The sequence below is a fragment of the Marinobacterium sp. MBR-109 genome, from assembly GCF_040547565.1.
In the GTDB taxonomy this organism is placed as follows: Bacteria; Pseudomonadota; Gammaproteobacteria; order Pseudomonadales; family Balneatricaceae; genus Marinobacterium.
The window spans coordinates 144,709-170,119 of sequence record NZ_JBEPPZ010000003.1; the positions used below are offsets into that span (position 1 = coordinate 144,709).

At 55.6% G+C, this 25,411-nt stretch carries 27 protein-coding genes; 14 read left to right on the forward strand and 13 right to left on the reverse strand.

Annotation, left to right across the window (positions count from 1 at the left end):
• Positions 1-45: 45 nt before the first annotated feature.
• Positions 46-1,038, forward strand: coding sequence for a serine/threonine protein kinase (locus tag ABIE60_RS05625; RefSeq protein ID WP_354468427.1), 993 nt, complete (start codon positions 46-48; stop codon positions 1,036-1,038).
• Between the two features lie 3 nt (positions 1,039-1,041).
• On the opposite strand, the gene ABIE60_RS05630 is transcribed toward ABIE60_RS05625, so the two are convergent.
• On the reverse strand, positions 1,042-1,704 hold the full coding sequence (locus ABIE60_RS05630) for a 2OG-Fe(II) oxygenase (RefSeq protein ID WP_354468429.1): 663 nt from the start codon (positions 1,702-1,704) through the stop codon (positions 1,042-1,044).
• Positions 1,705-1,787: 83 nt separating this feature from the next.
• Between ABIE60_RS05630 and ABIE60_RS05635 the strand changes: the two genes are divergently transcribed.
• A complete protein-coding gene (locus ABIE60_RS05635) occupies positions 1,788-2,192 on the forward strand; it encodes a 3D domain-containing protein (RefSeq protein WP_354468430.1) in 405 nt (134 codons plus the stop codon).
• 1 nt (position 2,193) lies between these two features.
• On the opposite strand, the gene ABIE60_RS05640 is transcribed toward ABIE60_RS05635, so the two are convergent.
• Both ABIE60_RS05640 and ABIE60_RS05645 read right to left on the reverse strand, forming a co-directional pair.
• Positions 2,194-2,955 carry an SDR family NAD(P)-dependent oxidoreductase gene (locus tag ABIE60_RS05640; RefSeq protein WP_354468431.1) on the reverse strand — a complete coding sequence of 254 codons (762 nt, stop codon included), beginning with the start codon at positions 2,953-2,955 and terminating at the stop codon, positions 2,194-2,196.
• Positions 2,952-4,295: an ABC1 kinase family protein gene (locus ABIE60_RS05645; RefSeq protein ID WP_354468432.1), complete on the reverse strand. Its 1,344-nt coding sequence runs from the start codon at positions 4,293-4,295 to the stop codon at positions 2,952-2,954. The genes ABIE60_RS05640 and ABIE60_RS05645 overlap by 4 nt, the downstream gene beginning before the upstream one ends.
• 99 nt (positions 4,296-4,394) lie before the next feature.
• On the opposite strand from ABIE60_RS05645, the gene ABIE60_RS05650 reads away from it, so the two are divergent.
• A complete protein-coding gene (locus ABIE60_RS05650) occupies positions 4,395-4,745 on the forward strand; it encodes a YacL family protein (RefSeq protein ID WP_354468433.1) in 351 nt (116 codons plus the stop codon).
• Between the two features lie 191 nt (positions 4,746-4,936).
• Entirely contained in the window at positions 4,937-5,413 is a 477-nt protein-coding gene (locus ABIE60_RS05655) for a peroxiredoxin (RefSeq protein WP_354468435.1), read from the forward strand.
• A gap of 84 nt (positions 5,414-5,497) precedes the next feature.
• Here ABIE60_RS05655 and fghA read toward each other — a convergent pair whose 3' ends face one another.
• On the reverse strand, positions 5,498-6,349 hold the full coding sequence (fghA, locus tag ABIE60_RS05660) for an S-formylglutathione hydrolase (RefSeq protein WP_354468436.1): 852 nt from the start codon (positions 6,347-6,349) through the stop codon (positions 5,498-5,500).
• A gap of 14 nt (positions 6,350-6,363) precedes the next feature.
• The gene (locus ABIE60_RS05665) at positions 6,364-7,479 is read right to left on the reverse strand and encodes an S-(hydroxymethyl)glutathione dehydrogenase/class III alcohol dehydrogenase (protein WP_354468437.1); all 1,116 of its coding nucleotides are present in this window, start codon (positions 7,477-7,479) and stop codon (positions 6,364-6,366) included.
• 160 nt (positions 7,480-7,639) lie between these two features.
• Here ABIE60_RS05665 and ABIE60_RS05670 point away from each other — a divergent pair, with 160 nt between their 5' ends.
• From ABIE60_RS05670 to ABIE60_RS05680, 3 genes are read left to right on the forward strand one after another with little or no spacing between them, the layout of a single operon-like run.
• Positions 7,640-8,524 (forward strand): LysR family transcriptional regulator, encoded by an 885-nt coding sequence (locus tag ABIE60_RS05670; protein WP_354468439.1) that lies wholly within the window; start codon positions 7,640-7,642, stop codon positions 8,522-8,524.
• Between the two features lie 18 nt (positions 8,525-8,542).
• Entirely contained in the window at positions 8,543-8,899 is a 357-nt protein-coding gene (locus ABIE60_RS05675; RefSeq protein ID WP_354468440.1) for a nucleotidyltransferase family protein, read from the forward strand.
• Positions 8,896-9,375, forward strand: coding sequence for a hypothetical protein (locus ABIE60_RS05680; protein ID WP_354468442.1), 480 nt, complete (start codon positions 8,896-8,898; stop codon positions 9,373-9,375). Before ABIE60_RS05675 ends, ABIE60_RS05680 begins: the two co-directional genes overlap by 4 nt.
• An 85-nt stretch (positions 9,376-9,460) precedes the next feature.
• Here the strand turns inward: ABIE60_RS05680 and ahpF are convergent, their stop codons facing one another.
• The 3 genes from ahpF to ABIE60_RS05695 form a co-directional block, all read right to left on the reverse strand.
• On the reverse strand, positions 9,461-10,999 hold the full coding sequence (ahpF, locus tag ABIE60_RS05685) for an alkyl hydroperoxide reductase subunit F (protein WP_354468444.1): 1,539 nt from the start codon (positions 10,997-10,999) through the stop codon (positions 9,461-9,463).
• 225 nt (positions 11,000-11,224) lie between these two features.
• Positions 11,225-11,455 (reverse strand): DUF2798 domain-containing protein, encoded by a 231-nt coding sequence (locus tag ABIE60_RS05690; RefSeq protein WP_354468445.1) that lies wholly within the window; start codon positions 11,453-11,455, stop codon positions 11,225-11,227.
• Positions 11,456-11,880: 425 nt separating this feature from the next.
• The gene (locus ABIE60_RS05695) at positions 11,881-13,206 is read right to left on the reverse strand and encodes an MvaI/BcnI family restriction endonuclease (RefSeq protein ID WP_354468446.1); all 1,326 of its coding nucleotides are present in this window, start codon (positions 13,204-13,206) and stop codon (positions 11,881-11,883) included.
• 238 nt (positions 13,207-13,444) lie between these two features.
• Here ABIE60_RS05695 and ABIE60_RS05700 point away from each other — a divergent pair, with 238 nt between their 5' ends.
• A complete protein-coding gene (locus ABIE60_RS05700; protein ID WP_354468448.1) occupies positions 13,445-13,831 on the forward strand; it encodes a hypothetical protein in 387 nt (128 codons plus the stop codon).
• Positions 13,832-13,919: 88 nt separating this feature from the next.
• Positions 13,920-15,368 carry a DNA (cytosine-5-)-methyltransferase gene (dcm, locus tag ABIE60_RS05705; RefSeq protein WP_354468450.1) on the forward strand — a complete coding sequence of 483 codons (1,449 nt, stop codon included), beginning with the start codon at positions 13,920-13,922 and terminating at the stop codon, positions 15,366-15,368.
• Here dcm and ABIE60_RS05710 read toward each other — a convergent pair.
• On the reverse strand, positions 15,365-15,883 hold the full coding sequence (locus tag ABIE60_RS05710; RefSeq protein WP_354468452.1) for a very short patch repair endonuclease: 519 nt from the start codon (positions 15,881-15,883) through the stop codon (positions 15,365-15,367). The genes dcm and ABIE60_RS05710 overlap by 4 nt on opposite strands.
• Before the next feature lie 517 nt (positions 15,884-16,400).
• Between ABIE60_RS05710 and ABIE60_RS05715 the strand changes: the two genes are divergently transcribed.
• The 4 genes from ABIE60_RS05715 to ABIE60_RS05730 all read left to right on the forward strand — a co-directional run bounded on the left by ABIE60_RS05715 (position 16,401) and on the right by ABIE60_RS05730 (position 18,255).
• Positions 16,401-16,556 carry a hypothetical protein gene (locus ABIE60_RS05715; RefSeq protein WP_354468453.1) on the forward strand — a complete coding sequence of 52 codons (156 nt, stop codon included), beginning with the start codon at positions 16,401-16,403 and terminating at the stop codon, positions 16,554-16,556.
• Positions 16,557-16,821: 265 nt separating this feature from the next.
• Entirely contained in the window at positions 16,822-17,031 is a 210-nt protein-coding gene (cspE, locus tag ABIE60_RS05720) for a transcription antiterminator/RNA stability regulator CspE (protein ID WP_091827726.1), read from the forward strand.
• A 295-nt stretch (positions 17,032-17,326) separates the two neighbouring features.
• Positions 17,327-17,533: a cold-shock protein gene (locus ABIE60_RS05725; RefSeq protein ID WP_354468454.1), complete on the forward strand. Its 207-nt coding sequence runs from the start codon at positions 17,327-17,329 to the stop codon at positions 17,531-17,533.
• Positions 17,534-17,730: 197 nt separating this feature from the next.
• Complete coding sequence (locus tag ABIE60_RS05730) at positions 17,731-18,255, forward strand: 2'-5' RNA ligase family protein (RefSeq protein ID WP_354468455.1); 525 nt, start codon at positions 17,731-17,733, stop codon at positions 18,253-18,255.
• A gap of 17 nt (positions 18,256-18,272) precedes the next feature.
• On the opposite strand, the gene ABIE60_RS05735 is transcribed toward ABIE60_RS05730, so the two are convergent.
• The 3 genes from ABIE60_RS05735 to ABIE60_RS05745 all read right to left on the reverse strand — a co-directional run bounded on the left by ABIE60_RS05735 (position 18,273) and on the right by ABIE60_RS05745 (position 22,349).
• The gene (locus ABIE60_RS05735; RefSeq protein WP_354468456.1) at positions 18,273-20,516 is read right to left on the reverse strand and encodes a diguanylate cyclase; all 2,244 of its coding nucleotides are present in this window, start codon (positions 20,514-20,516) and stop codon (positions 18,273-18,275) included.
• Positions 20,517-20,577: 61 nt separating this feature from the next.
• The gene (locus ABIE60_RS05740) at positions 20,578-21,429 is read right to left on the reverse strand and encodes an NAD-dependent protein deacetylase (RefSeq protein ID WP_354468458.1); all 852 of its coding nucleotides are present in this window, start codon (positions 21,427-21,429) and stop codon (positions 20,578-20,580) included.
• Between the two features lie 2 nt (positions 21,430-21,431).
• Positions 21,432-22,349, reverse strand: coding sequence for a LysR family transcriptional regulator (locus ABIE60_RS05745; RefSeq protein ID WP_354468459.1), 918 nt, complete (start codon positions 22,347-22,349; stop codon positions 21,432-21,434).
• A 102-nt stretch (positions 22,350-22,451) separates the two neighbouring features.
• Here ABIE60_RS05745 and metE point away from each other — a divergent pair, with 102 nt between their 5' ends.
• Positions 22,452-24,803 (forward strand): 5-methyltetrahydropteroyltriglutamate--homocysteine S-methyltransferase, encoded by a 2,352-nt coding sequence (gene metE, locus ABIE60_RS05750; protein ID WP_354468460.1) that lies wholly within the window; start codon positions 22,452-22,454, stop codon positions 24,801-24,803.
• A 52-nt stretch (positions 24,804-24,855) separates the two neighbouring features.
• On the opposite strand, the gene ABIE60_RS05755 is transcribed toward metE, so the two are convergent.
• A complete protein-coding gene (locus tag ABIE60_RS05755; protein WP_354468461.1) occupies positions 24,856-25,368 on the reverse strand; it encodes a lipocalin family protein in 513 nt (170 codons plus the stop codon).
• Positions 25,369-25,411: the final 43 nt, after the last annotated feature.

Here is a 25,411-nt window from a genome sequence, read left to right on the forward strand (position 1 = left end):
CCAGAGGGCTAGAATGGAGACCAACCCTGAACCTTGCGGTGCCCCATGTCAGACAATCCCAGCCAGCCGTTCTACCAGTTGACGCCCGATACCGTGATCGATGCGGTGGAGTCGATGGGCTACCTCAGTGATGGTCGTATTCTGGCACTGAACAGCTACGAGAACCGTGTCTACCAGGTGGGCATCGAGGATGCCGAGCCATTGATTGCCAAGTTCTACCGCCCTCTGCGCTGGAGTGACGCGCAGATACAGGAAGAGCACCAGTTCTGTTTTGAGCTGGTCGAGCAGGAGCTGCCGGTGGTGGCTCCGCTGACCAACAGCGCGGGTGAAAGCCTGTTCCATTTCAAGGACTACCGCTTTTCCCTGTTCAAGCGTCGCGGCGGGCGCGCACCGGAGCTGGATGACCCCGACCACCTGTATCAGCTGGGCCATACCCTTGGGCGTATTCATCTGGTCGGAGCCGTGCGCCCCTTCGTGCATCGTCCGGCACTGGATATCCAGACCTATGGTCGTGACAGTGTGGCGTTGATCAGCGAAGGCTTTATTCCGTCTTCACTGCGCGAGGCCTATACCAGTTTGTGTGCCGACCTGTTGGCCGGAATTGAAGTCTGTTTTGCCGCCGCCGGTGAGGTGAAACTGATTCGGGCCCATGGTGATTGTCATGGCGGCAATATTCTCTGGCGTGACGACATGCCCAACTTTGTCGATTTCGATGATGCGCGCATGGCACCGGCGATTCAGGACCTGTGGATGCTGCTGACCGGTGATGATCGGGTGCAGCAACAGCTGCAACTGGCGGAAGTGATTGCGGGCTACAACGAGTTTGCCGACTTTGACCCACGCGAACTGCATCTGGTGGAAGCACTGCGCACCCTGCGCATGATGCACTACAGCGCCTGGCTGGCGAGACGTTGGGAAGATCCGGCCTTTCCGCACAACTTCACCTGGTTCAACACCGAGCGCTACTGGGGCGAACATATTCTGCAGCTGCGCGAGCAACTGAGCGCGCTGCAGCAGCCGCCGCTGACGTTGCTTTAAAGCTTAATGGGGCGGGTCGATCTGGTTATTGATGCTGGTATTGACCCGGAACCAGCCGGCGATGCTGTAGCGATCGGCACGGGCCGGCAGCACTTCATGCGGAAAACGCTCACTCAGAAACACCGCCAGTGTGCCCATGTACGGCACCACTCTTTCGACCACCTCTTCGCTGTCGTGGGTCGGCCAGATCAACAGTTCGCCCCCCAGCTCCGGTTGCCAGTCAGGGTTGAGGTAAAACACTGTGGTCAGTACGCGGTTGGTTTGGCCGCGAAATGCATCCAGATGACGCTTGTAGAACGCCCCTTCAGGGTAATGGGCGAAGTGAGCCTCGTAATCGAACAGCCCCATGAACAGTCGCCGGTTCAGCCCTTCACGCAAATCGTTCATCCACTGCAGATATTGTGCCTCGACCGGTGACTGATGGCTCAGCCAGCGTATCTGATCACGGCGGATCTCGCCGTGCAGCTGGTGATCCTGTTCACGACCGATCCCGGCTCGACGAAACTGCTCGTCATCCAGTGCCTGCAGGTGCTGGCGCAGCACATGTCCAAGGGATTCAGGCAGGGCAGAGGGCAGAATAATATAGCCCCGCTCAACCAGCGCATCAGCGATCTGGTCATACAGGCTTTGAGTCAGGTCGAGATCAAGCTCGGGTGGTGAATACACAGCGGCATCCTCCATAACAGAGAAGATGCTATATACCCCCGGTTGGTGGTAAAGTCACGCAAAAGATTCGATCAGGGTGACAAATGCCATCTTCTTCATACAAGTGCCTGCTCTTTGCCGGTGCATTGCTGCTCTCGGGCTGTGCCGAGTCATCGCCGGAGGTGCGCACGCTGGAGGTCAAAGCGTCTGCCTATAACTCGGTGCCTGCACAGACCATCGGTGATCCCAGTCTGGCGGCCTGGGGCGATACTCTTGAGCCGGGTATGAAGGCCATCGCCGTGTCGCGCGATCTGCTGGATGAGGGGCTGGACTACAACATGCAGGTACAGATTGAAGGCTTGCCGGGTACCTATCGCGTGCTGGACAAAATGCACTCCCGCTGGGAGCGCAAGATCGATATCTATATGGGCGAAGATGTTGATTCCGCACTCGACTGGGGTGTTCGCGAGGTCAGGATTCACTGGCACCCCCGCCCGGAAGAGGGCTGAGTCAGGGCTGTATCAGCTGCCCATCCCAGGCAAACACGCTGCCACTATCAGCCGGTATCAGGCCATCAATAACCTGCAGCAGTGAGCGGGCTGAAAACTCGGGCGTGAACAGTTTGCCTTCCGGTACTCGCGCCTGAAACGGCTCCGATAGCGCGGTGTCCACAGTGCCCGGATGCAGTCCTGCCACTACCAACTTTGGCCAGCGCCGTTTGGCCTCAATCGCGGTACAGCGCAGCAGCATGTTCAGTGCGGCCTTGCTGGCACGGTAGCTGTACCAACCCCCCAGTCGGTTGTCGCCGATACTGCCTACCCGCGCCGACAGCGCCGCAAACACGGTGCGCCTGTCCCTTGGCATCAGTGGAATCAGGTGTTTGGCCAGCAGTGCCGGGGCCAACGCATTGATCTGCATCTGCTGCTGGAAATAGTCACTCTCCAAATTGCGCCAGCTTTTCTCCGGCAGGCTCTCGCCCGAGTGCAGCAGGCCGGTGGTGATCAACACCAGATCAGGGGCGGCGCCAGTGAGTTGCTCGGCACAGGCGGCGATGGATGCTTCACGGTTCAGGTCGATGGAGTGGAGGCTGAGCCGATCGGAATGAGTGGTTGCCTGCTGCTGCAGTGATTTGCTCATCCGGCGGGCAAAGGCGTGAATCCGGCTTACGCGTGGCTCGGCCAGCAGTTGCTCCAGCATCGCCTGACCAATGCCGCCGCTGGCACCGATCAGCACGGCGGTGATGGGAGAATCGAAGGAACTCAGCAGACTCATGACAGCTCCCGATAGCGGTTGAAAATGGCATGCACATCGACTTTTGCACCGAGCTGGGAGGCGAGCATGAACAGCCCGCCCATCTTGCGGTGCAGAAACAGCACATCTGCCGGTGGCGTATGCCAGGCATCCGGATCGCTGCCGATCGCCATGCCGCGCTGATGAATCCGTTGTGCCAGATCCGACTGGCCAAAATCATAGGCCCCTGGGGTACGCAGCGGCTCGGTGGCCTCCATGAAGATATCCAGCACCACCTGACGGTTGGCGGCATCATGGCGCTGGCTGAAAAAGCCCAGCGTTTCCAGTGCTTGTGCCAGTGCCGTTGGGTTACGGTCGGTGGCTGCACAGATGGCGTGGTGATACTGCTGCACAAAGTCGATCGAGAAACGGCGTACGGCGCCAAAGTCCAGCAATACCAGTTTGTCCTGCTTCAGGTTGTACTGGTAGTTGGCTGGGTTAGGATCGGTCTGTACGCAACGCAAATGGAACAGCTCACAAAAGAAAAGCTCCAGCAGCAGGGCGGGAATATGATCGCGCAGCGCTGCCTGTTCAGCGGCGGCCTGTTTCAGGCTGACACCTTCGATGAAATCCATGCACAAGATCTGTTCCGTGGATAGCGCAGAGTCAACGCCGGGCAGTGCCAGCGCATCATAATGACGAAAGTCCTGCAGCGCCGCATCGTAGGCCAATAATTGTTGCTGCTCATGCAGGTAATCCGTTTCCTGTCGCAGCTGCTGTTTGGCTTCGGCCACCAGCGGGTCGATGTCCAGATCGCGAGGCACCAGGCCACTGATACGCAGCAGAGAAACCACATTGTCGATATCGCTGTCGATGCTGCGCCGTACACCCGGATACTGGATCTTGATGGCCAACTCGCGCCCCCCATGGGTGCGCCCCTTGTGCACCTGACCGATGGAAGCGGCGGCAACTGGATCAAAACTGAACTGAGCCAGTCGCTGATCCCAGTCGCTGCCCCAGTTGCTTTCCAGTACGCCGACCAGCTGGGCCGCAGGCATGATCACTGCATCATCGCGCAGCCGCTCCAGCACCGCCGCCAGCTCCGGCGGCAGCAGTGCCCCCGAATCCATGGAGATCAGCTGGCCCAGCTTCATCGCCGCCCCGCGCATGCGTGCCAGTTTGTCGGCCACCTGCTCCAGATTCCTGCGGCTCAACAACAGCTCGGACAGAGCCGGGCGCTGGCCTCGCATCCATTGCTTGCTGCCTTCGGTGACCAGATTGCCGGCCACTCGCCCGGCCAGACCTGTCAGGCTGGCCATGCGCGAGAATCGGCTGCTGGGTACCGCTGCGGCGCGACGGGATTTGCTCTGAGCGTCATTCATGGGATCTCCTGGGACATCCGGTCCCGGTTCAGGTGGTGTACTATTCCCGTCTTACGCGCACCGGGCGCGAGTGGATGCATGCTTTTGTGAGACAACCCGATGGAATACGAATTCAGACGAGACCTCTACGATCAGCCTGAAGCGATTGTCGAGATGGAACAGGCGCTGTTTGGCCGCTGGCTGGGAGAAGAGCTGGGCGAAAATCGGCTGCAGGCAGGGCAGGTTCTGCAGCAAGCCGAAAACCTGCTGACCGAGCGGCGGGGTCAGTTTGACTGGCATGGGCGAGAGCTGAGTCTGCAGCTGGACAGCGAAAGCGCCCGTGTCTGGCTACAGGCTGAAAGTGATCCTGTCGATCTGGATGATGGCTTTGGGCTGGCAGATGACGCCTGTGAGGCGGGGCTGGAAGATTTTATCGGCCTTCTGCGTGGCTGGATCGCTTATCTTGACTGAAGAGCCTTGGTTAAGGAGTCTTGAATAATAAAGAGCCTTGATTAAAAGCTCTGGCTAAAGCCTTGAGGATAAAAAGCGGCTTGGTGACACGGCATTGTGACTGAGCCTCTACCCAGAGTAAAAAGTTCTGCTACAATCCTGAGTAAATCAGTCAACAATACAGTTCGTATTAACAGTCGTGGAGAGACCAGATGAGCATTCAGATCGGTGACACCATTCCCAATGTAGAACTGCGCGTGATGGGCAAGGAAGGGCCGGAGGCGGTCAATACCGCTGACCTCTTCGCTGGCAAGAAAGTAGTGCTGTTTGCAGTACCGGGCGCCTTTACCCCGGGCTGCTCTCTTACTCACCTGCCGGGTTTCGTGGTCAAGGCTGACGAGATCAAGGCCAAGGGTGTCGACAGCATCATCTGCACCGCGGTCAATGACGTATTCGTAATGGACGCATGGGGCAAGGATCAGAACGCCGACGAGATCATCATGCTGGCCGACGGTATCGGTGAATTCGCCAGCGCTTTGGGTCTGGATCAGGACCTGTCCGGCATCCAGTTCGGCAAGCGCAGCCAGCGCTACGCCATGATCGTCAACGACGGCAAGGTGGAACTGCTGAACATCGACGAAAAAGGCGTCGACAAGAGCAGCGCCGAGACCATTCTGGCCGCGCTGTAAGTATTGAGGTTTTGACCCTCGATAAAAAAACGCCGACTTGCACCCTGTGCAGTCGGCGTTTTTTGTACTGATATCAGGCCAGTATCAGGCTGATTTCAGCGCCTTGGCATGATGGCGCAGGTGGTCTTCGATAAAGCTGGCGATGAAGAAGTAGCTGTGGTCATAGCCGGGCCGCAGATGTAGCTCCAGCGGATGGCCAGCCGCTTCACAGGCTGCTTTCAGTGCTTCAGGTTTCAGCTGCTCAGCCAGGAAGTCATCGGCTTCGCCCTGATCCACCAGAATCGGCAAACGCTCCTTCGCTGTGGCGATCAATTCGCAGCTGTCCCAGGCTTTCCAGCTTTCGCGATCTTCACCCATATAACCGCTCAGCGCTTTCTCGCCCCAGGGGCAATTGATCGGATTACTGATCGGCGCGAAAGCCGACACCGACAGATACCGGCCCGGATTTTTCAGCGCACAGATCAACGCACCGTGACCGCCCATGGAGTGGCCACTGATGGCGCGTTTTTGGGTTACCGGAAAATGCTGTTCGATCAGCGCCGGCAGCTCGTCAGTGACGTAGTCGTACATGCGGTAGTGGCCTGACCAGGGCGCCTCGGTCGCATTGACGTAGAAGCCGGCGCCCGAGCCGAAGTCGTAGCTGTCATGCTCGCCGGGCAGATCAGTACCGCGCGGACTGGTATCCGGCGCAACAATGGCGATGCCCAGTTCGGCGGCAACGCGTTGGGCACCGGCCTTCTGCATGAAGTTCTCATCCGTGCAGGTCAGGCCCGACAGCCAGTACAGTACCGGTACCGGCTGCGTTTGTGCCTGCGGCGGCAGGTAGATGGCAAACACCATCTCCGTGCCGGTCGTCGTCGAGCTGTGTTTGTAGCGCTTGAGCCAACCGTCAAAGCATTTGTTGCTGGCGACCAGCTCGGGGGCTGCTTGAGTCATGGGACTCTCCTTGATTACTGATCGAACAGAATCACCGAACGGATGCTCTTGCCTTCGTGCATCAGGTCAAACGCCTTGTTGATGTCTTCCAGCCCCATGGTGTGGGTGATGAACGGATCGATCTCGATCTTGCCGTTCATGTAGTCCTCAACGTAACCCGGCAGCTGGCTGCGGCCCTTGACGCCACCGAAGGCGGAGCCTTTCCAGACGCGGCCGGTGACCAGCTGGAACGGACGGGTAGAGATCTCTTCACCGGCACCGGCCACACCGATGATGATCGACTCACCCCAACCCTTGTGGCAGCACTCCAGCGCGGAGCGCATCACCTGCACGTTGCCGATACACTCGAACGAGTAGTCAACGCCGCCGTCGGTCATATCCACAATCACCTGCTGGATCGGATCAGAATAGTCTTTCGGGTTGACGCAATCGGTGGCCCCGAACTGGCGGGCCATCTCGAACTTGCTTTCGTTGATATCGATGGCGATGATGCGCTCGGCACCGGCCATACGGGCGCCCTGAATGCAGGACAGGCCGATGCCGCCCATACCGAAGATCGCCACGGTAGAGCCCGGCTCAACCTTGGCCGTATTCAGAACGGCACCGATACCGGTGGTGATGCCACAGCCCAACAGGCAGACCTTTTCCAGTGGCGCGTCGACATGGATCTTCGCCAGCGAGATTTCCGGTACCACGGTGTATTCGGAGAAGGTGGACGTGCCCATGTAATGGAACAGCGTCTTGCCGCCGATGGAGAAGCGGCTGGTGCCATCAGGCATCAGGCCCTGGCCCTGAGTCGCGCGCACTGCCTGACACAGGTTGGTTTTGCCGGAGAGGCAGAATTTGCACTTGCCGCACTCGGCGGTATAAAGCGGAATAACGTGATCACCCGGTTTCAGCGTGGTGACACCCGGGCCCACTTCTTCCACCACACCGGCACCTTCATGGCCCAGAATCGACGGGAAGATCCCTTCGGGGTCCGCACCCGAGAGCGTAAAGGCATCGGTGTGGCAAACGCCGGTGGCGACGATGCGTACCAGCACTTCACCGGCCTTGGGGCCCTGAACGTCCACTTCTTCGATGGTGAGGGGTTTGCCTGCTTCCCAGGCAACGGCGGCGCGTGACTTCATGGTGATCTCCCGATTCAGGTACAGATGTTGAGATAAACGTGATGGCTGAAGTGTAGCCCCTGATCTGTTCCGTGATAATGACAGCAATCGAAAAGTATTTTTGCTCAGCTGCAATAATTCTGGCATACAGGGTCTATATCAGACGGGCGGGGAACATAGAATGCGGCACTGGGAAGCGATCGAAGCCTTTGTCGAGGTGGTACAGCAGGGCAGCTTTTCGGCGGCGGCACGCAAACTCAAGGTCTCGCCCTCGCATATCAGCCGGCTGGTCGCCCGGCTGGAGGCCGAACTGAGCACGCCATTGCTGTATCGCACCACGCGCAAGTTTCGCCTCAGTGAAGCGGGCGAACACTACTTTCAGCACTGCCGAGAACTGCTGCAGGGCTTCAGCGCGGCGGAAGAAGAGCTGTCCAGCTTTCAGGCAGAGCCATCCGGTACCCTTAGGGTCACCTGCGCCACCACCTTTGGTGAGCGTTTTCTGGCGCCGCAGCTGAACGACTTCATGCTGCAGTACCCCAGGATCAGTCTCGACCTGCATCTGACCAACCGCCAGACCGACCTGATCAGCGAAGGCTATGACCTGGCCGTGCGCATGGGCACGCTGAAAGATTCCTCACTGCTGGCACGGCGGCTGTGTGACCGGCGCGAGTACCTCTGTGCCAGCGCCGGCTACCTGCAGCGTCACCCCATGCCGCACACACTGTCCGAGCTGGGTCGACACAACTGCCTGATGGGGTCCAACAGCTTCTGGCTGTTCAGCGAAAACGGCCAGCGCAAGGAGCTGAAAGTCAGCGGCAACTGGCGTTCCAACTCCGGCCCCGCGCTGCTGGACGCGGTCAGCAAGGGATTGGGGATCGCTCAGCTGCCCGACTATTATGTCGAGCCGGCCCTAAGGCGTGGCGAGCTGATCTCGATGCTGGAGCAGTATCGTTACCCCTACAGCGGCGTCTGGCTGGTGTATCCACAGGCACGACAGCGTTCGCCGCGACTGCAACTGCTGTGTGATTTCCTGATTGAACGCTTCAAGGGCGGGTTGCCGTGGTGATCAGGTGATGCTGCTTCTGTGAAGCCAAATGCAAAGGTCGCTATACTGCCTGCAGAAGGCATAAGCGGGATATTTCGTATGGCAACCCAATACAGATTAACGACTCGGGAAGAACAGGCCATTCGGCAGTTGCTGATGTCGGTTGATCCTGAAGGGAAAATTTATCTATTTGGTTCTCGGGCTGATGTAAACCGCCGTGGCGGGGACATTGATCTGTTTTTTGAAACCAGCCAACCGCTGTCGCTGAAGCAAAGGCTACTGCTTGAATACCGCATCAGCGGCGCTTGCGATACCCATGTTGATTTGCTGGTAAAACAGCGTGATATGCCCGATGAGCCCATTCACGCCATAGCACGAGAAGGAGTGCAGCTTTGAGCAAGGAACAACGCATTCTGGCAACCAATGTTGCAGCTTGCGAGCAACGGATTGGCAAACTGACCTATTCCGTAAACAAGGTGCGGCCTTTGTTTCCTCTGGCTGAGGCTCAGTTGGAGCATCTGACGGATGAGCAGGAAGAATCCATTGATGCCCTGATTCTAAGGTATTCCCAGACGGTTGCGATGATTCAGGACCATCTGTTCAGGGGGATTGCCTATGTTGAACAGGAGGATATTTCGGATAAATCCAACCGGGACAAGACTCTGCTGATGGAAAAGCTGGGTGCGATTCGTTCAGCAGAGGAGTTCGGTACCGCTGCTGTGTTGCGTAACAAGTTTGCACATCACTATCCCGAGCAGGCAGCAGAGCGCCTGGAGCGCCTCAATCTGATCATCGAAGAAGCCGATTTTGTGATCGCGACCTTTGATGATATTCAGCACTACCTCAAGCGGAAGAACATACTGATTTCTTGACGGACCCCAAATAAAAAACCGCCCCGAAGGGCGGTGGAAGTCAGCAAAACGCTGAAGAGAGATAGAGTTCGCTTTGAAGGGGCGATCAGTTGCGGATCAGGTGATCGAAGGCACCCAGCGCAGCCGTTGCGCCTGATCCCATCGAGATGATGATCTGCTTGTACGGCGTCGCGGTCACATCACCGGCGGCGAATACACCCGGCATGGAGGTGGCGCCGTGGCTGTCGATCACGATCTCGCCGCGTTCGGTCAGTTCAAGAGTGTTCTTCAGCCACTCACTGTTCGGTACCAGACCGATCTGCACGAAGATACCGGCCACATCCACCACATGAGACTCATCGGTTTTGCGGTCCTTGTATTTCAGACCGATCACCTTGTTGCCATCACCCAGCACCTCGGTGGTCATCGCCTGCTTGATGATCTTGATGTTGGGTAGAGATTCCGCCTTCTTCACCAGCACGCTGTCGGCGCGCAGGGTGTCGGAGAACTCCAGCACGGTTACGTCTTTCACGAGTCCGGCCAGGTCGATCGCCGCTTCGATGCCGGAGTTGCCGCCACCGATCACCGCTACACTCTTGCCCTTGAACAGCGGGCCGTCGCAGTGCGGGCAGTAGGCCACGCCCTTGCCGCGGTACTCCTGTTCGCCCGGCACGTTCATTTCACGCCAGCGGGCACCGGTGGCCAGAATCACGCTGCGGCTTTTCAGGGTCGCACCGCTGGCCAGCTCCACCTCGATCAGCTCGCCCTTGGTCAATTTGGCGGCGGACTGCTCGGTGATCACGTCAACCTCGTACTCCTTGACGTGCTGCTCCAGGCTGGCCACCAGTTTCGGGCCTTCGGTATAGGGCACGGAGATGAAGTTCTCAATGCCGACCGTATCCATCACCTGTCCACCGAAACGCTCTGCGACCACACCGGTACGGATGCCTTTACGTGCGGCGTAGATCGCCGCAGAGGCACCGGCCGGGCCACCGCCGACAACCAGCACTTCGTAAGGCTCGCGCTCGTTCAGCTCGGCTGCTTTCTTCTCGGCGGCACCGGTGTCCAGCCTGTTAACGATCTCGGGCAGCGTCATGCGGCCCTGACCGAAGTGTTCACCGTTCAGATAGACGGACGGAACAGCCATGATCTGGCGTTCTTCAACTTCCTTCTGGAACAGCGCACCGTCGATCATGGTGTGGGTGATGTTCGGGTTCAGCACTGCCATCAGGTTCAGCGCCTGTACCACGTCCGGGCAGTTCTGGCATGACAGCGAGATGTAGGTCTCGAAGTGGAACTCGCCCTTCAGGTTACGAATCTGCTCCTGCAGCGCGGCATCAGCCTTGGACGGATGACCACCGGCCTGCAGCAGTGCCAGCACCAGCGAGGTGAATTCGTGACCCATGGGGATACCGGCGAAGTTCACCCGCGGTGCCTGACCGGCGGCGCCAACGGCCATGCTCGGTGCACGGCGGTCGTTGCCTGCCTTCACACTGATCTTGTCAGACAGCTCGGCGATTTCATGGGTCAGATCAGCCAGCTCCTGAGACTTGGGGCTGTCATTGGTGGTCAGGGTCAGCTCGATCGGAGCGACGATGTTCTGCAGGTAGGTGTTCAGCTGCTGCTTCAGATTGGTATCCAACATGTGCGTCATCTCTCAGTAAAGTTGTTTATTGCGACCGCCCGCCTGTCCTGTGGATCTCCTGTTCGGCGTTAGGCGCATCTCGAATATGGAGCTATGGTACCGAGAGGCTATGAATGTGTGAAATTAATCGTAGTAAATGATTCGATAGCGAATGGCTATTTAAGTGGCAGGCCTACAGGCACCTCAAACGGGTGCCAGGTGCAAGGACTCAGGAGGAAAAGGCGGTCAATGCTGCAGGCTGCAGATTCGGCTGGCCAGTTGTTGCATTCGCTTGGCCAGAATGAAAATCAGCGCGAATGCGATCGGCCAGGCGATGACAATTGCCTTACCCCAGCGAGCCATGAACCCATCACCAAAGCCGGTGTTGATACCGGTAATTACAAAGGTCATGGCCGTTACCATACAGACCGACATCAGCAGGGTCGTTACCAGACGGGTGTAACGTTGTGGCAGCACAAGCAGCTCCTGTTTAAGCGTAGAGAATGTTCATCCGTGCCGGTATACGCCTATTGGCGCGGCATGGTTTATTAGATAAGGGGAATATTATAGATCTGCCCTGAGGTTAAGTCAGAACAACAGAGAGTTGCCAAAAGCAGTCGGGATGGGCAAAGGCTGGTGTGGCAGGGTAGGCTGCATCGTATCAAGGTGCTCACGGATAGTCTTGAGTGGAACTACCATCTGGCTTCTATCTGATATGAGTTTGGATCAGAAAAGCTCACTTACAAAGAGACCCGGATCATTTCGCCGGACGTTCCATGCATGGTTTGGCCTGAATTAATCCAAGTACACAGATCTGGATTTCATGGAGTGTGTTGTGGCGGTATTCAGTGTGCGCAGTAAGCAGTAAAAGGTCATCAAAAATCTGCGTCGCTTTAGCCTCGTCAGTCTTCAAGATTAATTTTTTCCACAGCCACATACAGGGTATTGATATCACCTTCCTTAACTCTGAACTGGTTGCGCTTCTTGGGTACCCAAGTTTGCCTTTTCTTTACATATTTAATGTTAGTACCCGGATCATAGTAAATAATGCTATTTGCGAGTGCATTCAAGTAGCTGGCCAGATCTGTACCCGTTGCTAGCAGGATGTTAGGGCCATAACTGTAGGCGTTGATGTCCGGGTGGCGCTTGTAGGAAACAAAACATGTGTTTGCGTGCTTACGTTTCCATATCTCGATCATCTTGCTGAAGGACCAGCCTGCTGCAAGGTTACCTGCACTATCTCGCAGCATCAAACCTCCATCGGGATCACTAATTTGGCCGGAAGATTTATCGTATCCTTCAAATCTCAGTGTCAGGCCGGATTTTTTATTAAAAATATTGATGTTGTGTCTGCTGGCGAAGTTCTTTTTTGACTCGCTGGTACTTGTTGCGTAGCTATCCATAAAAGCAAGGATATCTTGCCGATAACTTCCTGAATCTGGCTCCGGTGTCATCAGAGTTACCGGCCCGCTAGAGTGGGCTTTGAGTTCCCAATCCATAAAGTCAGGTGATGAGTGCCCGTTTGGGGTAATACCGAAAAGGGCTTCAAGGGTGTAGCCTGCCCCGTTCTGTGCCTTGTAATCTAGGAGTACACCTTTAGCGTTGAGTCTTCGTCCTGAGTGGGGGCTGTTGTGATAGATTTCCTTAAGTTTATGAATCAGCTGGGTACGACTATCAGTGCTTTGCTGCGGTTGAAGGCAATATTCATAAAATACGCTGGTTGCAAGTGAAATCGCCCCACGATTGATCAGCTCAGTTGCTTCCAAAGAGGCGAAGTCTTTCCATGCACTGACCCAGGCAAGAACACTTTCCTTTCTGACACCGAGTATCAGATATCTAGTACTCCCTTCACGAGCTTTACGCTCTTCCTTTGTCGGTGGCTGAAGCAAATGAGAAGGTGCAAGACAGCAACCTCTGACCATGCCGGATAGTCGCACTTCAGGGTACTTGGGGTAGAGGATCAGTTGAGAGCCTTTAGCCAGTTCCACTGTTCCGTCCATCGAAAACCAATACAGGTTTATTGGGGCTTTGAAAACGGGTCCGTATTTACCGACTCCAGCGCTGCGAACATTTCCGGAAGGGATTTGCCTTATGACATGGAAGTCAGATCCAAGATAGATCTGCTGTTTGGAGTTGTCGTTGTTGGCAAGAGGTTTGAGAATTATTCGCTGAGCACCCAGCTTCTGCATCTTGCGGCAGATGGCTTCCAATGAGAGATCTGCAGTCACTTCCCTATCTCCAGTCCAGTGTTCCTGAGCTCAAATTATCAGAAAAACATGTTCTGGTGTACCTGATGGTTCCAAGTAGACGGGGAAATAATTTGTTTGCTTTTTGACGTATAGGAAAGTCGAAAACATGAATTATACTGTATATATAAACATGTATTAATGGCAGTTATGTTCAATATGGGTTAATATGTGTCTATTAATTGATTTTTTGTCACTACATTGACACATTGGAGGTCGTATGGAAACGATGACAATCCTTGATGATCTGAGTGCACGGAAGGACATTGCCTCCGCGGTAGATGAACCGAACGGTTCAGAGCTTACGATTAGACAGGCTGTAAACTACCGTACACAAATCGCCCAACTCTGGATGGAAGAGGATTTCAGAAGAGGGGTATTACCTGAAAAAATTGGTAACTTTTCCGAAGTCCATGACTACTTAGATGCAAATGAATACTTGATGGATGAGTTTCATCCAGTGGAGCGGCTGCGTTCTGTATTAGAGTGGGACCTTCCGTTCTTCGAGTTCTACGATCAGTATCACATCATGATTTCTGCTCTGGATAATTGGCTGAGCTCTGATAGAGAAGGACAGGCTGTTGACTATTTGGAGCAGGTTGACTGAAACAGCTTGCTAAGGTCAGGGGATATAGCGAGAATACGGAACATTTTCGTGACTCCTGATCACTCATGTGACACAGGGAGTGATTGTCATGAACACACAGGTACAACTGGAACTGATGAACAGTTTTAACCCCTATACCCCAGAAGACGGATTTTGTGCTGAAATGCAGTTGCTGCATCGGCTTTCAGAAATCTATGATCAGAAATTCATTGCGGAAGTTCTCGCCAAGGCTTCCCCCGGCTACTGGACGCGGGAAACCATCAACAGAGCATTGAAAGGGAAAGCTACACCGCGTATTACCTTTAGCGAATATCAGATTCTGCAAAAGCTTCTGCCAGCAAGGCCTGCACACTATGACAGGCCTGCCTTCAGATTCATCGATCTGTTTGCCGGCATTGGAGGAATACGCAAGGGCTTTGAGCAGATTGGCGGCAAGTGTGTCTTTACATCCGAATGGGACAAGAATGCTCGCCGCACCTACTTGGCCAACCATTACTGCGATCCGGACGAACATGTCTTCAACCATGACATTCGTGATGTAACACTGTCTGAACAAACCGATGTTTCTGAAGAGCAGGCCTATGCACACATAGACCATGCTATTCCTGATCACGAAGTGTTGCTTGCGGGCTTCCCGTGCCAGCCTTTCTCTTTGGCAGGTGTATCAAAAAAGAATTCATTGGGTAGAAAGCACGGTTTTGAGTGCGATACACAGGGAACACTGTTCTTTGATGTGGCTCGAATCCTTGCAGCCAAGCGACCAGCTATTTTCCTTCTGGAAAATGTGAAAAACCTTAAAAGTCATGACAAGGGTAAAACTTTCAGGGTTATCTGTGAAACGCTGGATGAATTAGGCTATGAAGTCGCCGATGTGGATGCTGCCAAGGGGAGTGATCCAAAGGTAATCGATGCGCGACACTTCGTACCACAGCACCGTGAGCGAATTGTGCTGGTCGGTTTCAGACGCGACTTAAAATTGCATCAAGGCTTTACCCTTAAGGATATTGAACAGCTGTATCCCCATAATAAGCCCTGCTTTGGTGACATTCTTGATGCCGAAGTTGATGACAAGTACATCCTGACACCGAAGCTGTGGGAATACCTCTACAAATATGCCGAGAAACATCGTGCCAAGGGTAACGGATTCGGGTTCGGTCTTACTGGTCCCAATACAGTTGCAAGAACCTTGTCGGCACGTTATCACAAGGATGGATCTGAAATATTGGTAGACCGCGGTTTTGATCCGAGCGGTGATTTCTATTCTGAGCACAATATGATCAACAGGCCACGCAGGCTGACGCCACGGGAGTGTGCGAGACTGATGGGTTTCGATGAAGTAGGAGGGAATGAAATGGTCATCCCTGTATCAGATACCCAAGCTTACCGGCAGTTTGGCAACTCGGTTGTTGTACCTGTGTTTGCAGCTGTTGCTGAACTGCTTAGAGATCGAATCCCTCTCGCTCCTCAGGTAAAGGGTAGTCCCATATTCAAATCAGGCCCGAAGCAAATTGGAATGCCCCTCCCCATAGCCAATTAATACATATCGAGGGCTGCAGTATCGGAAGAGCCGCTACTGTTGCCTTTACCTCGTTTTGCCTCTGAGGACCTGGGTGGCTCTACCGGCCACTCCTGCCGTTGATCATTACTTCGGATGGCTGAAGTAATCTCTTCAAATTTTCGTTTGGAGTGCTTCAGCCCACACTCCCAAACAACCAACACTCGCCACCCCATGTCCAGCAGCTGTCGCTGCTGTACCAAGTCCCGCTGCCTGTTCCCCTCAAGCTTTTCTCTCCACTGTACGGCATTGGAAGCGGGAGTATATGCGTAATGACATCCATGATGCTGATGCCAGAAGCATCCATGCACGAAAACAACCAGGTTGTATTTTGGCAGGACCAGGTCCGGTTTGCCCGGTAAATCCTTGCAGTGAAGTCGATAGCGGAAGCCTGCTGCATGCAAGAAGCGCCTGACAGTCATCTCGGGTTTTGTGTTTTTCCCTCTGATTGACGACATGATTCTTGAGCGGGTCGCTTTATCAACAATGTCTGTCATGCGAGTACCTTGAGCAAGCTGGACTGTACAAAGCTTAACATGTTCTTGTGTGTCGAGTTATGCACACCCATCAATCCCGCAACATCTGTGCATATCTTTTAGGTTCCTCCCGCCGCCGCAGTCGAAGAAAAATTACTTCTGTGAAAACCATCCCCAGAACCCCTGAACAGTTCTGTGGAAAACCTCGGCACAACGGGTCCAAACATCGCCCTTAAGCCCTTGCAGTACGGGATCTGTAAAACTGATCAGGGGGTGATCGTTTTGATGCACAATGTGGATGTCAACCCTGGCGGAGTTTCTGCCCGGAGGTTCGGGGTGCTGTGGACAGTGATGTGTGTGCCTGTGGAATATCCTGTTATCTTTTTTATCCACTGTGTGAATTTCGATCAGGCCGGTACGGCCGGATAGGACTCACTTCTTATAGCTTTAGACAATTGATATTCTAAAAACAATAAATTTCAACAACTAAGCGTCAGGGGGTAATCTGGTTGCAACTGACACCCAAGGAGCTTTCAACATGACTGACGTTGCCCGCTACATCGCTTCATCCTTTGAGCATCCATCACGCCCGGCTGTGGTTGCCGCTCTGCCGGTGACTCAACAGGCATGCACTGACTGCAATTACAGCAACAATTATTACGGTGATCAGGTTTGCCAGCCGAAATCACGTTAAGCGATTGAAAAGGCTGCTGTTGAATATAAAGCGGCAGCCTTTAATTGAAATAAGTTAAATAAAGCTGTCACCGGGGCAATAATAGGCGTACTCTGAACTGGCTTGAGAGTAACACCTGCATTTATGCACCAATTCGACGTCCTGCCTAATCGTAAGTACCTCGTTCTGTTTTCATAAGTCCTTGTATTATTAAAAGCATTACCCGAACCTGATCAGTATTTTGCTGACAGCGTTCACACATTATATTTCGAACGAGAATACTATTATGTCTACTACTACTGGCACCGTTAAATGGTTCAACGAAACTAAAGGCTTCGGCTTCATCGAGCAGAAGAGCGGTGGCCCGGACGTTTTCGCCCATTTCAGCGCCATTGCTGGTTCAGGCTTCAAAACCCTGACCGAAGGCCAGCAGGTGCAGTTCAATGTTACTCAGGGCCAGAAAGGTCCTCAGGCTGAGAACATCGCCGCGATCTGAACCTCGAGTTCAGTCAGCGCTAAAAAACGGGCCCTTGTGGCCCGTTTTTTTGTTCACTGTTTTTTGGCAATGCCTGAAAATAGTTGAAATAAAGCTTTGACTCCCTACCGAATCAGCGTACACTGCAATGGCTTGAGAGTAACACCTGCATTTATGCACCATTTCGAAGTCCTGCCTAATCGTATGTACCTCGTTCTGTTTTCATAAGTCCTTGCATTACCTAAAGCATTACCCGAACCTGATCAGCATTTCGCTGGCAGTGTTCACACATTATATTTCGAACGAGAATACTATTATGTCTACTACTACTGGCACCGTTAAATGGTTCAACGAAACTAAAGGCTTCGGCTTTATCGAACAGCAGAGCGGCCCGGACGTTTTCGCCCATTTCAGCGCCATCTCCGGTTCAGGCTTCAAAACCCTGACTGAAGGCCAGCAGGTTCAGTTCACAGTTACTCAGGGCCAGAAAGGTCCTCAGGCTGAGAACATCGTCGCTATCTGAACCTCGAGTTCGATAAGCGCTAAGAAAACGGGCCCCTGCGGCCCGTTTTTTGTTTCAGGGGCTGAAGTGTCGGCCCGCACCCGTTAACATTCCATGTCATGCCTTACACCTCTCCTGTCTCTACCATCCCCTGCGAATTGCGTGATTATCCCGAGTGGCACCATGGTCGCGAGTTTTACTGTGTCTGGACGTTACCTGTGCATGACAGATCTGTGCTGCAGCGTCTGCAGTCCGCGCAAAGGCATCTGTCATCCTGGTTGCATCAAGGCTATCGTCGGCAGGCCCATATAACGCTGTTTGTCTGTGGGTTTGATGCGCTGGAGCAGTGCAGGAATGACGATTTCACTGTGCAGCTGCGGCAGTTGCAGGTCGAAGCCCTTGAGGCATTGGCACAGACACCCTTTGAGCTTCAGGTTGGAGGGCTCGACAGCTTTGCCAGTGCGCCCTATCTGCAGGTGAATGATTCGGAAGGTGTGTTGGCAATGCTGCGTGAACGGCTTCAGTGCATCAGCCCTGAGGTGCGACAGGCGGATTATGTGCCGCATCTGACGGTTGGCTTGTATAAACAGGCACTGCCCTGGCAGCGGCTGCAGGCTGGGCTGAACGCGTTCAATCAAATCGAGCCGTTGACGCTGAGGGTGAGTGAGCTGGAGCTGAGTTGCTACCGTGCCAGTGAGCTGTTCGGGCCGCTGGCACGGATAGTATCCGTGCCACTGCTTTAGGCGTTTAGGTCAACAGGCTATATCTGATGCCTGGCACCGGTATCGGCACTGATGACACGATTGCGACCGCCTGCCTTGGCTTGATACAGCGCATTATCGGCCCGGCGCAGCAGGTCATCGGCTGTATCATTGTCTCTGTGCAGGGCGCTGATCCCGGCTGAAAGGGTCACGGGGCCGATCATTTCGGTACCGTATGTGAATGTCTGGCTGGCCATGTTGATGCGTAATTGTTCAGCTCGATCCTGGCACTCCTGCAGTGTTGCCGTTGGCATGACCACCACAAACTCTTCGCCACCAAAGCGACAGATGATATCGGTTTCGCGGAAGGTGGCATGCAGCAGCTGTGCAACACTTTGCAGGACTTCGTCTCCGGCCGCGTGGCCATAGGTGTCGTTCAGCTGTTTGAAGTGATCGATATCACAGATCATCAGCGCCAATGGAGTGTGGTTGCGATGGGTCAAGGCGACCTCGCGGGACAGCATTTCATCGAGAAAACGCCGGTTATTGAGCCCGGTGAGCGCATCCTCATAAGAAAAACGGTTCAGGGCCTGTTGCAGTACAATTTTGGACAGTGTCAGGTTGATCCGGTCGACGGCGCGCAGAAGCAGGGTCTGCAGTGTCAACGGGTTAAGCTGCTCAAAGTTGATATTGCGGCTGTCGAGATTGACCACCAGCATGCCGACCAGCTGGTTGCCGTTGCGGGGGTCTTCATATTCGATACGGAAGTTGTGCCACTCATCCCCTTCAGGCCGGGGCGTGTCAGTTAACGCATGGCGCGAGGGCAGAGTCTCCTGGCACCAGTGTAATTCCAGTTCCCAGTGATGCTGAGTACTGCGGTAAAGTCCGCCGGGCAGCGGCTCACACAGGTCGGGAAAATGCTCAGTCATCCGTTCAATGGCGTGCTCAACAGTCTCGCTCTGCTCCATTGCGCTTATCATTTTATCCAGCAGTGCACGCTTGCGATTGCCGAATTCCAGAGCACGAGCACGGTCAGCTTCGCGCCGAGCCAGTATCTTCAGCTCTGAAGTGCGTTCGGCCACGCGGTTCTCAAGTGTGGCATTCAGTTGTGCCAGTGCGTTCTGGGTGTGAATGAAATGCCGCAACGATAGCGCCACAATGGCCAATGAAAACATCAATGAACCCCAGCCGACCGGGATTCGGCTCCAGGCGATCCAGCCATGGGCAACCGCCATGTCCACCAGGAGCAGCAGTGTCAGGGTGGTGGTGGCCAACAGCATGATACGCTGGTCGCTGTCAGCTTGAGGCAGCCGGTGCAGTGTACACAGCAGCATGCCCGGTACCAGCACCGCGAACAGCAGGTCGAACAGAGGGTAGGTGTTGGCGAGGCTCACCACGCCCGCGAGCGAAAGCCCCAAAGCGCCGATCAGATACACCAGAAACAGCCCCACGAGTGAGCGGTAAAGCCATCGCAGTCGCCCAAACCATGCCTGCAACATCAGCGCCAGCGCGATGGGCAGCAGATAGTAGCTGCCGGCTCCAATGTATTCCCACATGAGAGCATGATTGAACAGCAACTGTTTGGCCTGGCTTGTACTCAGGGCAAGACCTGCGCTGGCCAGCGAGAACAGTCCCAGAGCAAGCAGGGTCAGACGACCAGACTTGAAGAGCGCGAACAGCAGCGCCAGAACGGCAATCAACAGGCTGAACAGAGTGATGATCAGGCTATCGATGGACTCCTTTATAATTTGTTGATAAAGCTCAAGCTGGTCCATGATCTTGACCTCACCCCAAAGACCGATGTCCATGTAATTGGAGTAGACGCGAAAATGGATCGGCTTGCCTGCGGCATCCTCGGGCAGTGGGATCATGTGCCATGGCCAGCCCTCGAAGCGGCCCTTGCCCTCGGCATCAAATTCGCCGTAGTGATAGATGCGCTCACCCTCAAGGTAGACTTCGACAATCAGGTCAACGCTGAAGATGTACAGTACCGGGTCGCGCCAGCCACCTTCAGGGATCAGGGTGCGGTACCAGATGTTTTCCCTGCCGTTGCGTCCCGGGGGATTGGAGGGAAAATCGATAGACTGCCACTGAGCGGTATCAGATTCGATGGCCCAAAGTGGTGTATCGTCCTTGAACGGTGAGTCGCCCCAGCGGTATTCCCAGTGCTGGTCCAGCGGGACTGATTCGGCATGCGCGGCAGGCATGGACAGGGTCATGAAAGCTGCCAGACAGATCAGCAACAGACACCGAAACAGAACTGCTGAACGGTCAGGCTTGGCTGAATGAATGGCTGAATTCATCAGCTGAGGCTCCGTCAACAGGTAGTGATGTACCCAGTATATAGGGCTAAGGGTGATGATATCACCTGTTGTGAAGAATAGGGTCTGTTGCCAGTAGCTGCAGGGTGCCTGACAGGGCGGGTCCGATTGGATGGCTGATCTTCAGACTGAGCAACTCATCCGCGCGGGTTCTGCCCAGCGTCAGTGAGGCGATCGGTTTGTTCCACTCCTGGGCACGGCGGCAGAAGCGGAAGCCGGAATAGACCATCAGCGATGAGCCGATCACCAACAGGCCATCGGCCCGCTGCAGTGCATCCAGTGCATCCGTTACCCGCTGTTTGGGTACATTATCGCCGAAGAACACTACATCCGGCTTCAAGATGCCGCCACAGTGCGGGCAGTCGGGGATGCGAAAATCACTGAAATCCACCTCCAGATCCGCATCGCCGTCCGGTGCCGTTTCGGCACTGAATGAGGTGAATGTGGGGTTCAGATCAGCGCTGCGATGATGTACCTCGTCACGGCTGCAGCTGAAATCACAGCTCATGCAGATCACCCGGTCGGAACGGCCGTGCAGGTCGATCACCTTCTGGCTGCCGGCTCGCTGGTGCAGGCCGTCCACGTTTTGCGTTACCAGCAGGTCCACATGACCCAGCTGTTCCAGTTGCGCCAGTGCATCGTGGGCAGGGTTGGGACGGGCATCACGCATCACCGGCCAGCCCACCAGGCTGCGTCCCCAGTAACGCTTGCGGGTGTGCTCGCAGCGCATGAAGTCCGGGTGCTGTACCGGCTGCTTGCGTTTCCACTCGCCATTGCTGTCGCGATAGTCAGGGATGCCGGAGTCAGTGCTGATACCGGCGCCGGTCAGCACCAGCAGGCGCGGGTGGCGGTGGATAAAATTGGTCAGGGCAATATGTGGGTCAGTGGTCGGCATGTTCAGGTCCGGTTGGCATCAACGCTGGCCGTCAGGGTATTGTGGCGTCGGGCCAGTTCGACAAAGGCGTTCAGGTAGTCAGTCTCCACATCCTCTTTACGCAGGCCAAGGAAAATCTGTTTGGCCACACCTGATTTTCCCAGCTGCAGCGGGTGCAGCGGCAATCTTTGCTGGTACTCACTGACCAGCCAGCGCGGCAATGCGGCGACCCCACGACCGGCGGCCACCATCTGCAGCATGATGTCGGTGGTCTCGATCTGCTTGTGACGGCGCGGTGCACAGCCTGCAGGAGTCAGAAAGCGGTTGAAAATATCCAGCCGTTCCGGCTCCACCGGGTAGGTGATCAGAATATCGTTGAGCAGTTGCTCCGGTTCCACCTGATGCTGGCCGTGCAGGGGATGATCAGGACCCACTACCAGCACCTGTTCATAATCGAACACCGGTTCGAAGATCAGGCCGCTGCGGTGCAGCGGGTCAGGCGTGACCAGCAGATCGATCTCGTGGCCGTAGAGGGCGCCCATGCCGCCAAATTGAAATTTCTGCCGCACGTCCACATCCACATCGGGCCACTGCTGCAAGTAAGGGTTCACTATCTTTAATAACCACTGATAGCAAGGGTGGCATTCCATACCGATGCGCAGGGTGCCGCGCTGGCCGCTGGCAAACTGCTGCATTATCGCTTCGGCATGCTCGAACTGCGGCAGCAGCCGTTCCGCCAGCCGCAGCAGGTAGCGGCCGGCCTGAGTCAGACGCAGGCGACGGCCTTCTTTCTGCCACACGGCGGTGCCCAGCTGCTGCTCCAGCTTTCGCACCGAATGACTCAGGGCGGATTGGGTGAGGCACAGGGTATCGGCGGCTGCGGTGAGCGAACCCTGTTGGTCCACGGCGCGCAGTATCATCAGGTGGTGGCGATCGAGCATCTCAATCCATGATCAGAATTAATGGGTTGATGAGATAATGCCATTATTTTTCATCATTCATAAGGGCTAGCATCGTCTCCGAATTGAATTTTGGAGAGAGTCATGAGCCTTCAGCCACAGAACAAGACCCATCAGCCACAGAACAAGAGCCTTCAGCGACAGACAAAAAGCCGTCTACACAATCTGGGTTTTCCGCGCATCGGGGCGCGGCGAGAATTGAAGTTTGCCCAGGAATCCTTCTGGAAAGGCGAGAAAAGCGAAGCCGAACTGCTGCAGACCGCCGCCGAGTTGCGGGTGCAGAACTGGAAGCGTCAGGCGGGACTCGATCTGATCCCGGTGGGGGATTTTTCCCTCTATGATCAGGTGCTGGATCTGAGCTTTACCCTCGGCAACCTGCCGGCCCGAGTGCAGGGGCTGCAAGGCTCCGAGCTGGACCAGTACTTCCGCGTTGCCCGTGGTCGTTCCGCCAACGACAGTGGCTGCAACTGTGTCCACGCTGGCGAGATGACCAAGTGGTTCGATACCAACTACCACTATATCGTGCCGGAGTTCAGTGCCGAGACCCGCTTCAGTCTGAATCCGAGTCGTCTGCTGGCACAGGTCGAGGAAGCGCAGGCGCAGGGCCATAACGCCAAGCCGGTGCTGATCGGTCCGGTGACCTACCTGTTGCTGGGCAAGAGCAAGGACGCAACCGATCCGCTGAGCCTGCTGGCGCAGCTGTTGCCGGTCTATGCTGAACTGCTCAGGCTGCTGGCCGAGAAGGGGGTCGAGTGGGTACAGATCGATGAACCGACGTTGGTGACCGAGCTGGCATCGCAGTGGCAGGAGGCGTTCCGCACCGCCTATGCCGCGCTGGCTGACAGTGGTGTGAAGCTGCTGCTGACCACCTATTTCGGTCAGTTGAGTGAAAACCTTGAACTGGCCTGCAGCCTGCCGGTCGATGGCCTGCACCTGGATGCGGTCAATGCCCGCGATGAAGTCGAGCCAGCAATCGAGCGGTTGAGCGCGGAGCAGGTGCTGTCATTGGGTGTGGTCAATGGTCGCAATATATGGAAAACCGATCTGAGTGCGTTGCTGGACTGGCTGGAGCCGGTGGCGGCACGGCTGGGGAGTCGCCTCTGGATCGCTCCGTCCTGCTCGCTGTTACATGTGCCGGTGGATCTTGCCAGCGAACAGAAGCTGGATGCCGAGATTCGCTCCTGGCTGGCGTTTGCCCAGCAAAAGCTGGATGAAATATGGGTTATCCACAGCGCATTGAACAATGGTCGGGCGTCTGTTGCGGCTGAACTGGCCGAGAATCTGGCCGCGCTGAACAGCCGCCGTACCTCGCCGCGGGTGCATAATCCCGGGGTACAGCAGGCCGTTGCCGCCATCGACCCGGGCCTGGGCAAGCGCAAGAGTGCCTATCCGCAGCGGGCAGCGCTGCAACGCGAGAAGCTGAACCTGCCGCTGTACCCGACCACCACCATCGGCTCCTTCCCGCAAACGCAGGAAATCCGTAAGGCGCGACTCGCATTCCGCAAGGGGGAGCTGGATGCCGGTGACTATACAGCCCGTATGCAGCAGGAGATCGAGTTTGCCGTCAAACAGCAGGAGACGCTGGGACTGGATGTGCTGGTACACGGCGAAGCCGAACGCAACGACATGGTGGAGTATTTTGGCGAGCAACTCGACGGCTATGCCTTCAGCCAGTTTGGCTGGGTGCAGTCCTACGGCTCCCGCTGCGTCAAGCCGCCGATCCTGTTCGGTGATATCAGTCGCCCGAAAGCGATGACCGTGGAGTGGATCAAATATGCTCAGTCACTGACTGACAGGAAAATGAAGGGCATGCTCACCGGCCCGGTCACCATCCTTAACTGGTCCTTCGTGCGTGATGATCAGCCACGGTCACACAGCTGCTATCAGCTGGCGCTGGCGATCCGCGAAGAGGTGCAGGATCTGGAGCGTGCCGGTATCGATATCATCCAGATCGATGAAGCAGCGTTGCGCGAAGGTCTGCCATTGCGCCGCAGCCAGTGGGCGGAGTATCTGAACTGGGCGGTGGAGTCGTTCCGCATCAGTGCCAACGGCGTGTCGGACAGCACTCAGATTCATACCCACATGTGTTACTCGGAGTTCAACGACATCATCGAGGCGATCGCGCACATGGATGCGGACGTGATCACCATCGAGACCTCCCGTTCCGATATGGAGCTGCTGGATGTGTTCGACGAATTCCACTACCCCAACGAGATCGGTCCGGGCGTGTACGATATCCACAGCCCCAACATCCCGTCGGTAGAACAGATGGTGAAACTGATGCGTCTCGCGGCGCAGCGCATCCCGGCAGAACGCCTCTGGGTGAACCCGGACTGTGGCCTGAAAACCCGCCAGTGGAGCGAGGTAATCCCCGCGTTGCAGAACATGGTGGATGCCGCCAGGGTGCTGCGTGAGGATCGGGCGGCTGCGGCCTGAAAATGAGGGTGCCCGCTGCAAGGGCGGGCACCTTTGTATCCGTTAACAACTATCAATGGTTCACATGAATCAGCTCATCCACCGGATAACCGGCCTTGCGGGCGATGGCAATCAGCCGCTCCAGCGTATCGGCATCCATATCGGGGCTGCGCGACAATATCCACAGGTAATCCCGATCCGGGCCGCTGACCAGTGAGTACTGATAGCCCTCGTGGTCCAGTTCCATGATCACATAGGCACCGTAGAAGTGACCGAAGAACGAGACTTTCAGGTAGCCGGTGTTGCTGTCCTCAACGAAATACGCCTTGCCTTCGGCCTCGCGCCATTCGCCCCTGGCGGCGTCGTAACCCCGGTTGATCACTTTCACCCCACCATCGTCTCTCAGGCTGTACTCGGCCTGCACCTGGCTCAGGCCGCGCTCGAACGAATGATCCAGCCGGGCGATCTCGTACCAGGTGCCCAGATAGCGGTTCAACTCGAAGTTGCTCACCGGCTCCACCCGATCGGGCAGGCTGGTGCAGGCCGTCAGCGTCAGCAACGTAAGGCCGAGAAAAAACGTGCGCATGGGATCTCCTTGCTCAATGTCCTTAAGGTATTTAAGAATAGCC

Bases quoted from the DNA above. Each gene is read 5' to 3' on its own strand.
- ABIE60_RS05745 (WP_354468459.1), bottom strand. From the start codon at position 22,349: ATGCTCGATCGCCACCACCTGATGATACTGCGCGCCGTGGACCAACAG.
- ABIE60_RS05640 (WP_354468431.1), bottom strand. From the start codon at position 2,955: ATGAGTCTGCTGAGTTCCTTCGATTCTCCCATCACCGCCGTGCTGATC.
- ABIE60_RS05755 (WP_354468461.1), bottom strand. From the start codon at position 25,368: ATGCGCACGTTTTTTCTCGGCCTTACGTTGCTGACGCTGACGGCCTGC.
- ABIE60_RS05665 (WP_354468437.1), bottom strand. From the start codon at position 7,479: ATGAAGTCACGCGCCGCCGTTGCCTGGGAAGCAGGCAAACCCCTCACC.
- ahpF (WP_354468444.1), bottom strand. From the start codon at position 10,999: ATGTTGGATACCAATCTGAAGCAGCAGCTGAACACCTACCTGCAGAAC.
- ABIE60_RS05725 (WP_354468454.1), top strand. From the start codon at position 17,327: ATGTCTACTACTACTGGCACCGTTAAATGGTTCAACGAAACTAAAGGC.
- ABIE60_RS05625 (WP_354468427.1), top strand. From the start codon at position 46: ATGTCAGACAATCCCAGCCAGCCGTTCTACCAGTTGACGCCCGATACC.
- ABIE60_RS05650 (WP_354468433.1), top strand. From the start codon at position 4,395: ATGGAATACGAATTCAGACGAGACCTCTACGATCAGCCTGAAGCGATT.
- ABIE60_RS05715 (WP_354468453.1), top strand. From the start codon at position 16,401: ATGACTGACGTTGCCCGCTACATCGCTTCATCCTTTGAGCATCCATCA.
- ABIE60_RS05700 (WP_354468448.1), top strand. From the start codon at position 13,445: ATGGAAACGATGACAATCCTTGATGATCTGAGTGCACGGAAGGACATT.
- ABIE60_RS05635 (WP_354468430.1), top strand. From the start codon at position 1,788: ATGCCATCTTCTTCATACAAGTGCCTGCTCTTTGCCGGTGCATTGCTG.
- fghA (WP_354468436.1), bottom strand. From the start codon at position 6,349: ATGACTCAAGCAGCCCCCGAGCTGGTCGCCAGCAACAAATGCTTTGAC.
- ABIE60_RS05740 (WP_354468458.1), bottom strand. From the start codon at position 21,429: ATGCCGACCACTGACCCACATATTGCCCTGACCAATTTTATCCACCGC.
- ABIE60_RS05670 (WP_354468439.1), top strand. From the start codon at position 7,640: ATGCGGCACTGGGAAGCGATCGAAGCCTTTGTCGAGGTGGTACAGCAG.
- cspE (WP_091827726.1), top strand. From the start codon at position 16,822: ATGTCTACTACTACTGGCACCGTTAAATGGTTCAACGAAACTAAAGGC.
- ABIE60_RS05735 (WP_354468456.1), bottom strand. From the start codon at position 20,516: ATGAATTCAGCCATTCATTCAGCCAAGCCTGACCGTTCAGCAGTTCTG.
- ABIE60_RS05710 (WP_354468452.1), bottom strand. From the start codon at position 15,883: ATGACAGACATTGTTGATAAAGCGACCCGCTCAAGAATCATGTCGTCA.
- ABIE60_RS05645 (WP_354468432.1), bottom strand. From the start codon at position 4,295: ATGAATGACGCTCAGAGCAAATCCCGTCGCGCCGCAGCGGTACCCAGC.
- metE (WP_354468460.1), top strand. From the start codon at position 22,452: ATGAGCCTTCAGCCACAGAACAAGACCCATCAGCCACAGAACAAGAGC.
- ABIE60_RS05655 (WP_354468435.1), top strand. From the start codon at position 4,937: ATGAGCATTCAGATCGGTGACACCATTCCCAATGTAGAACTGCGCGTG.
- dcm (WP_354468450.1), top strand. From the start codon at position 13,920: ATGAACACACAGGTACAACTGGAACTGATGAACAGTTTTAACCCCTAT.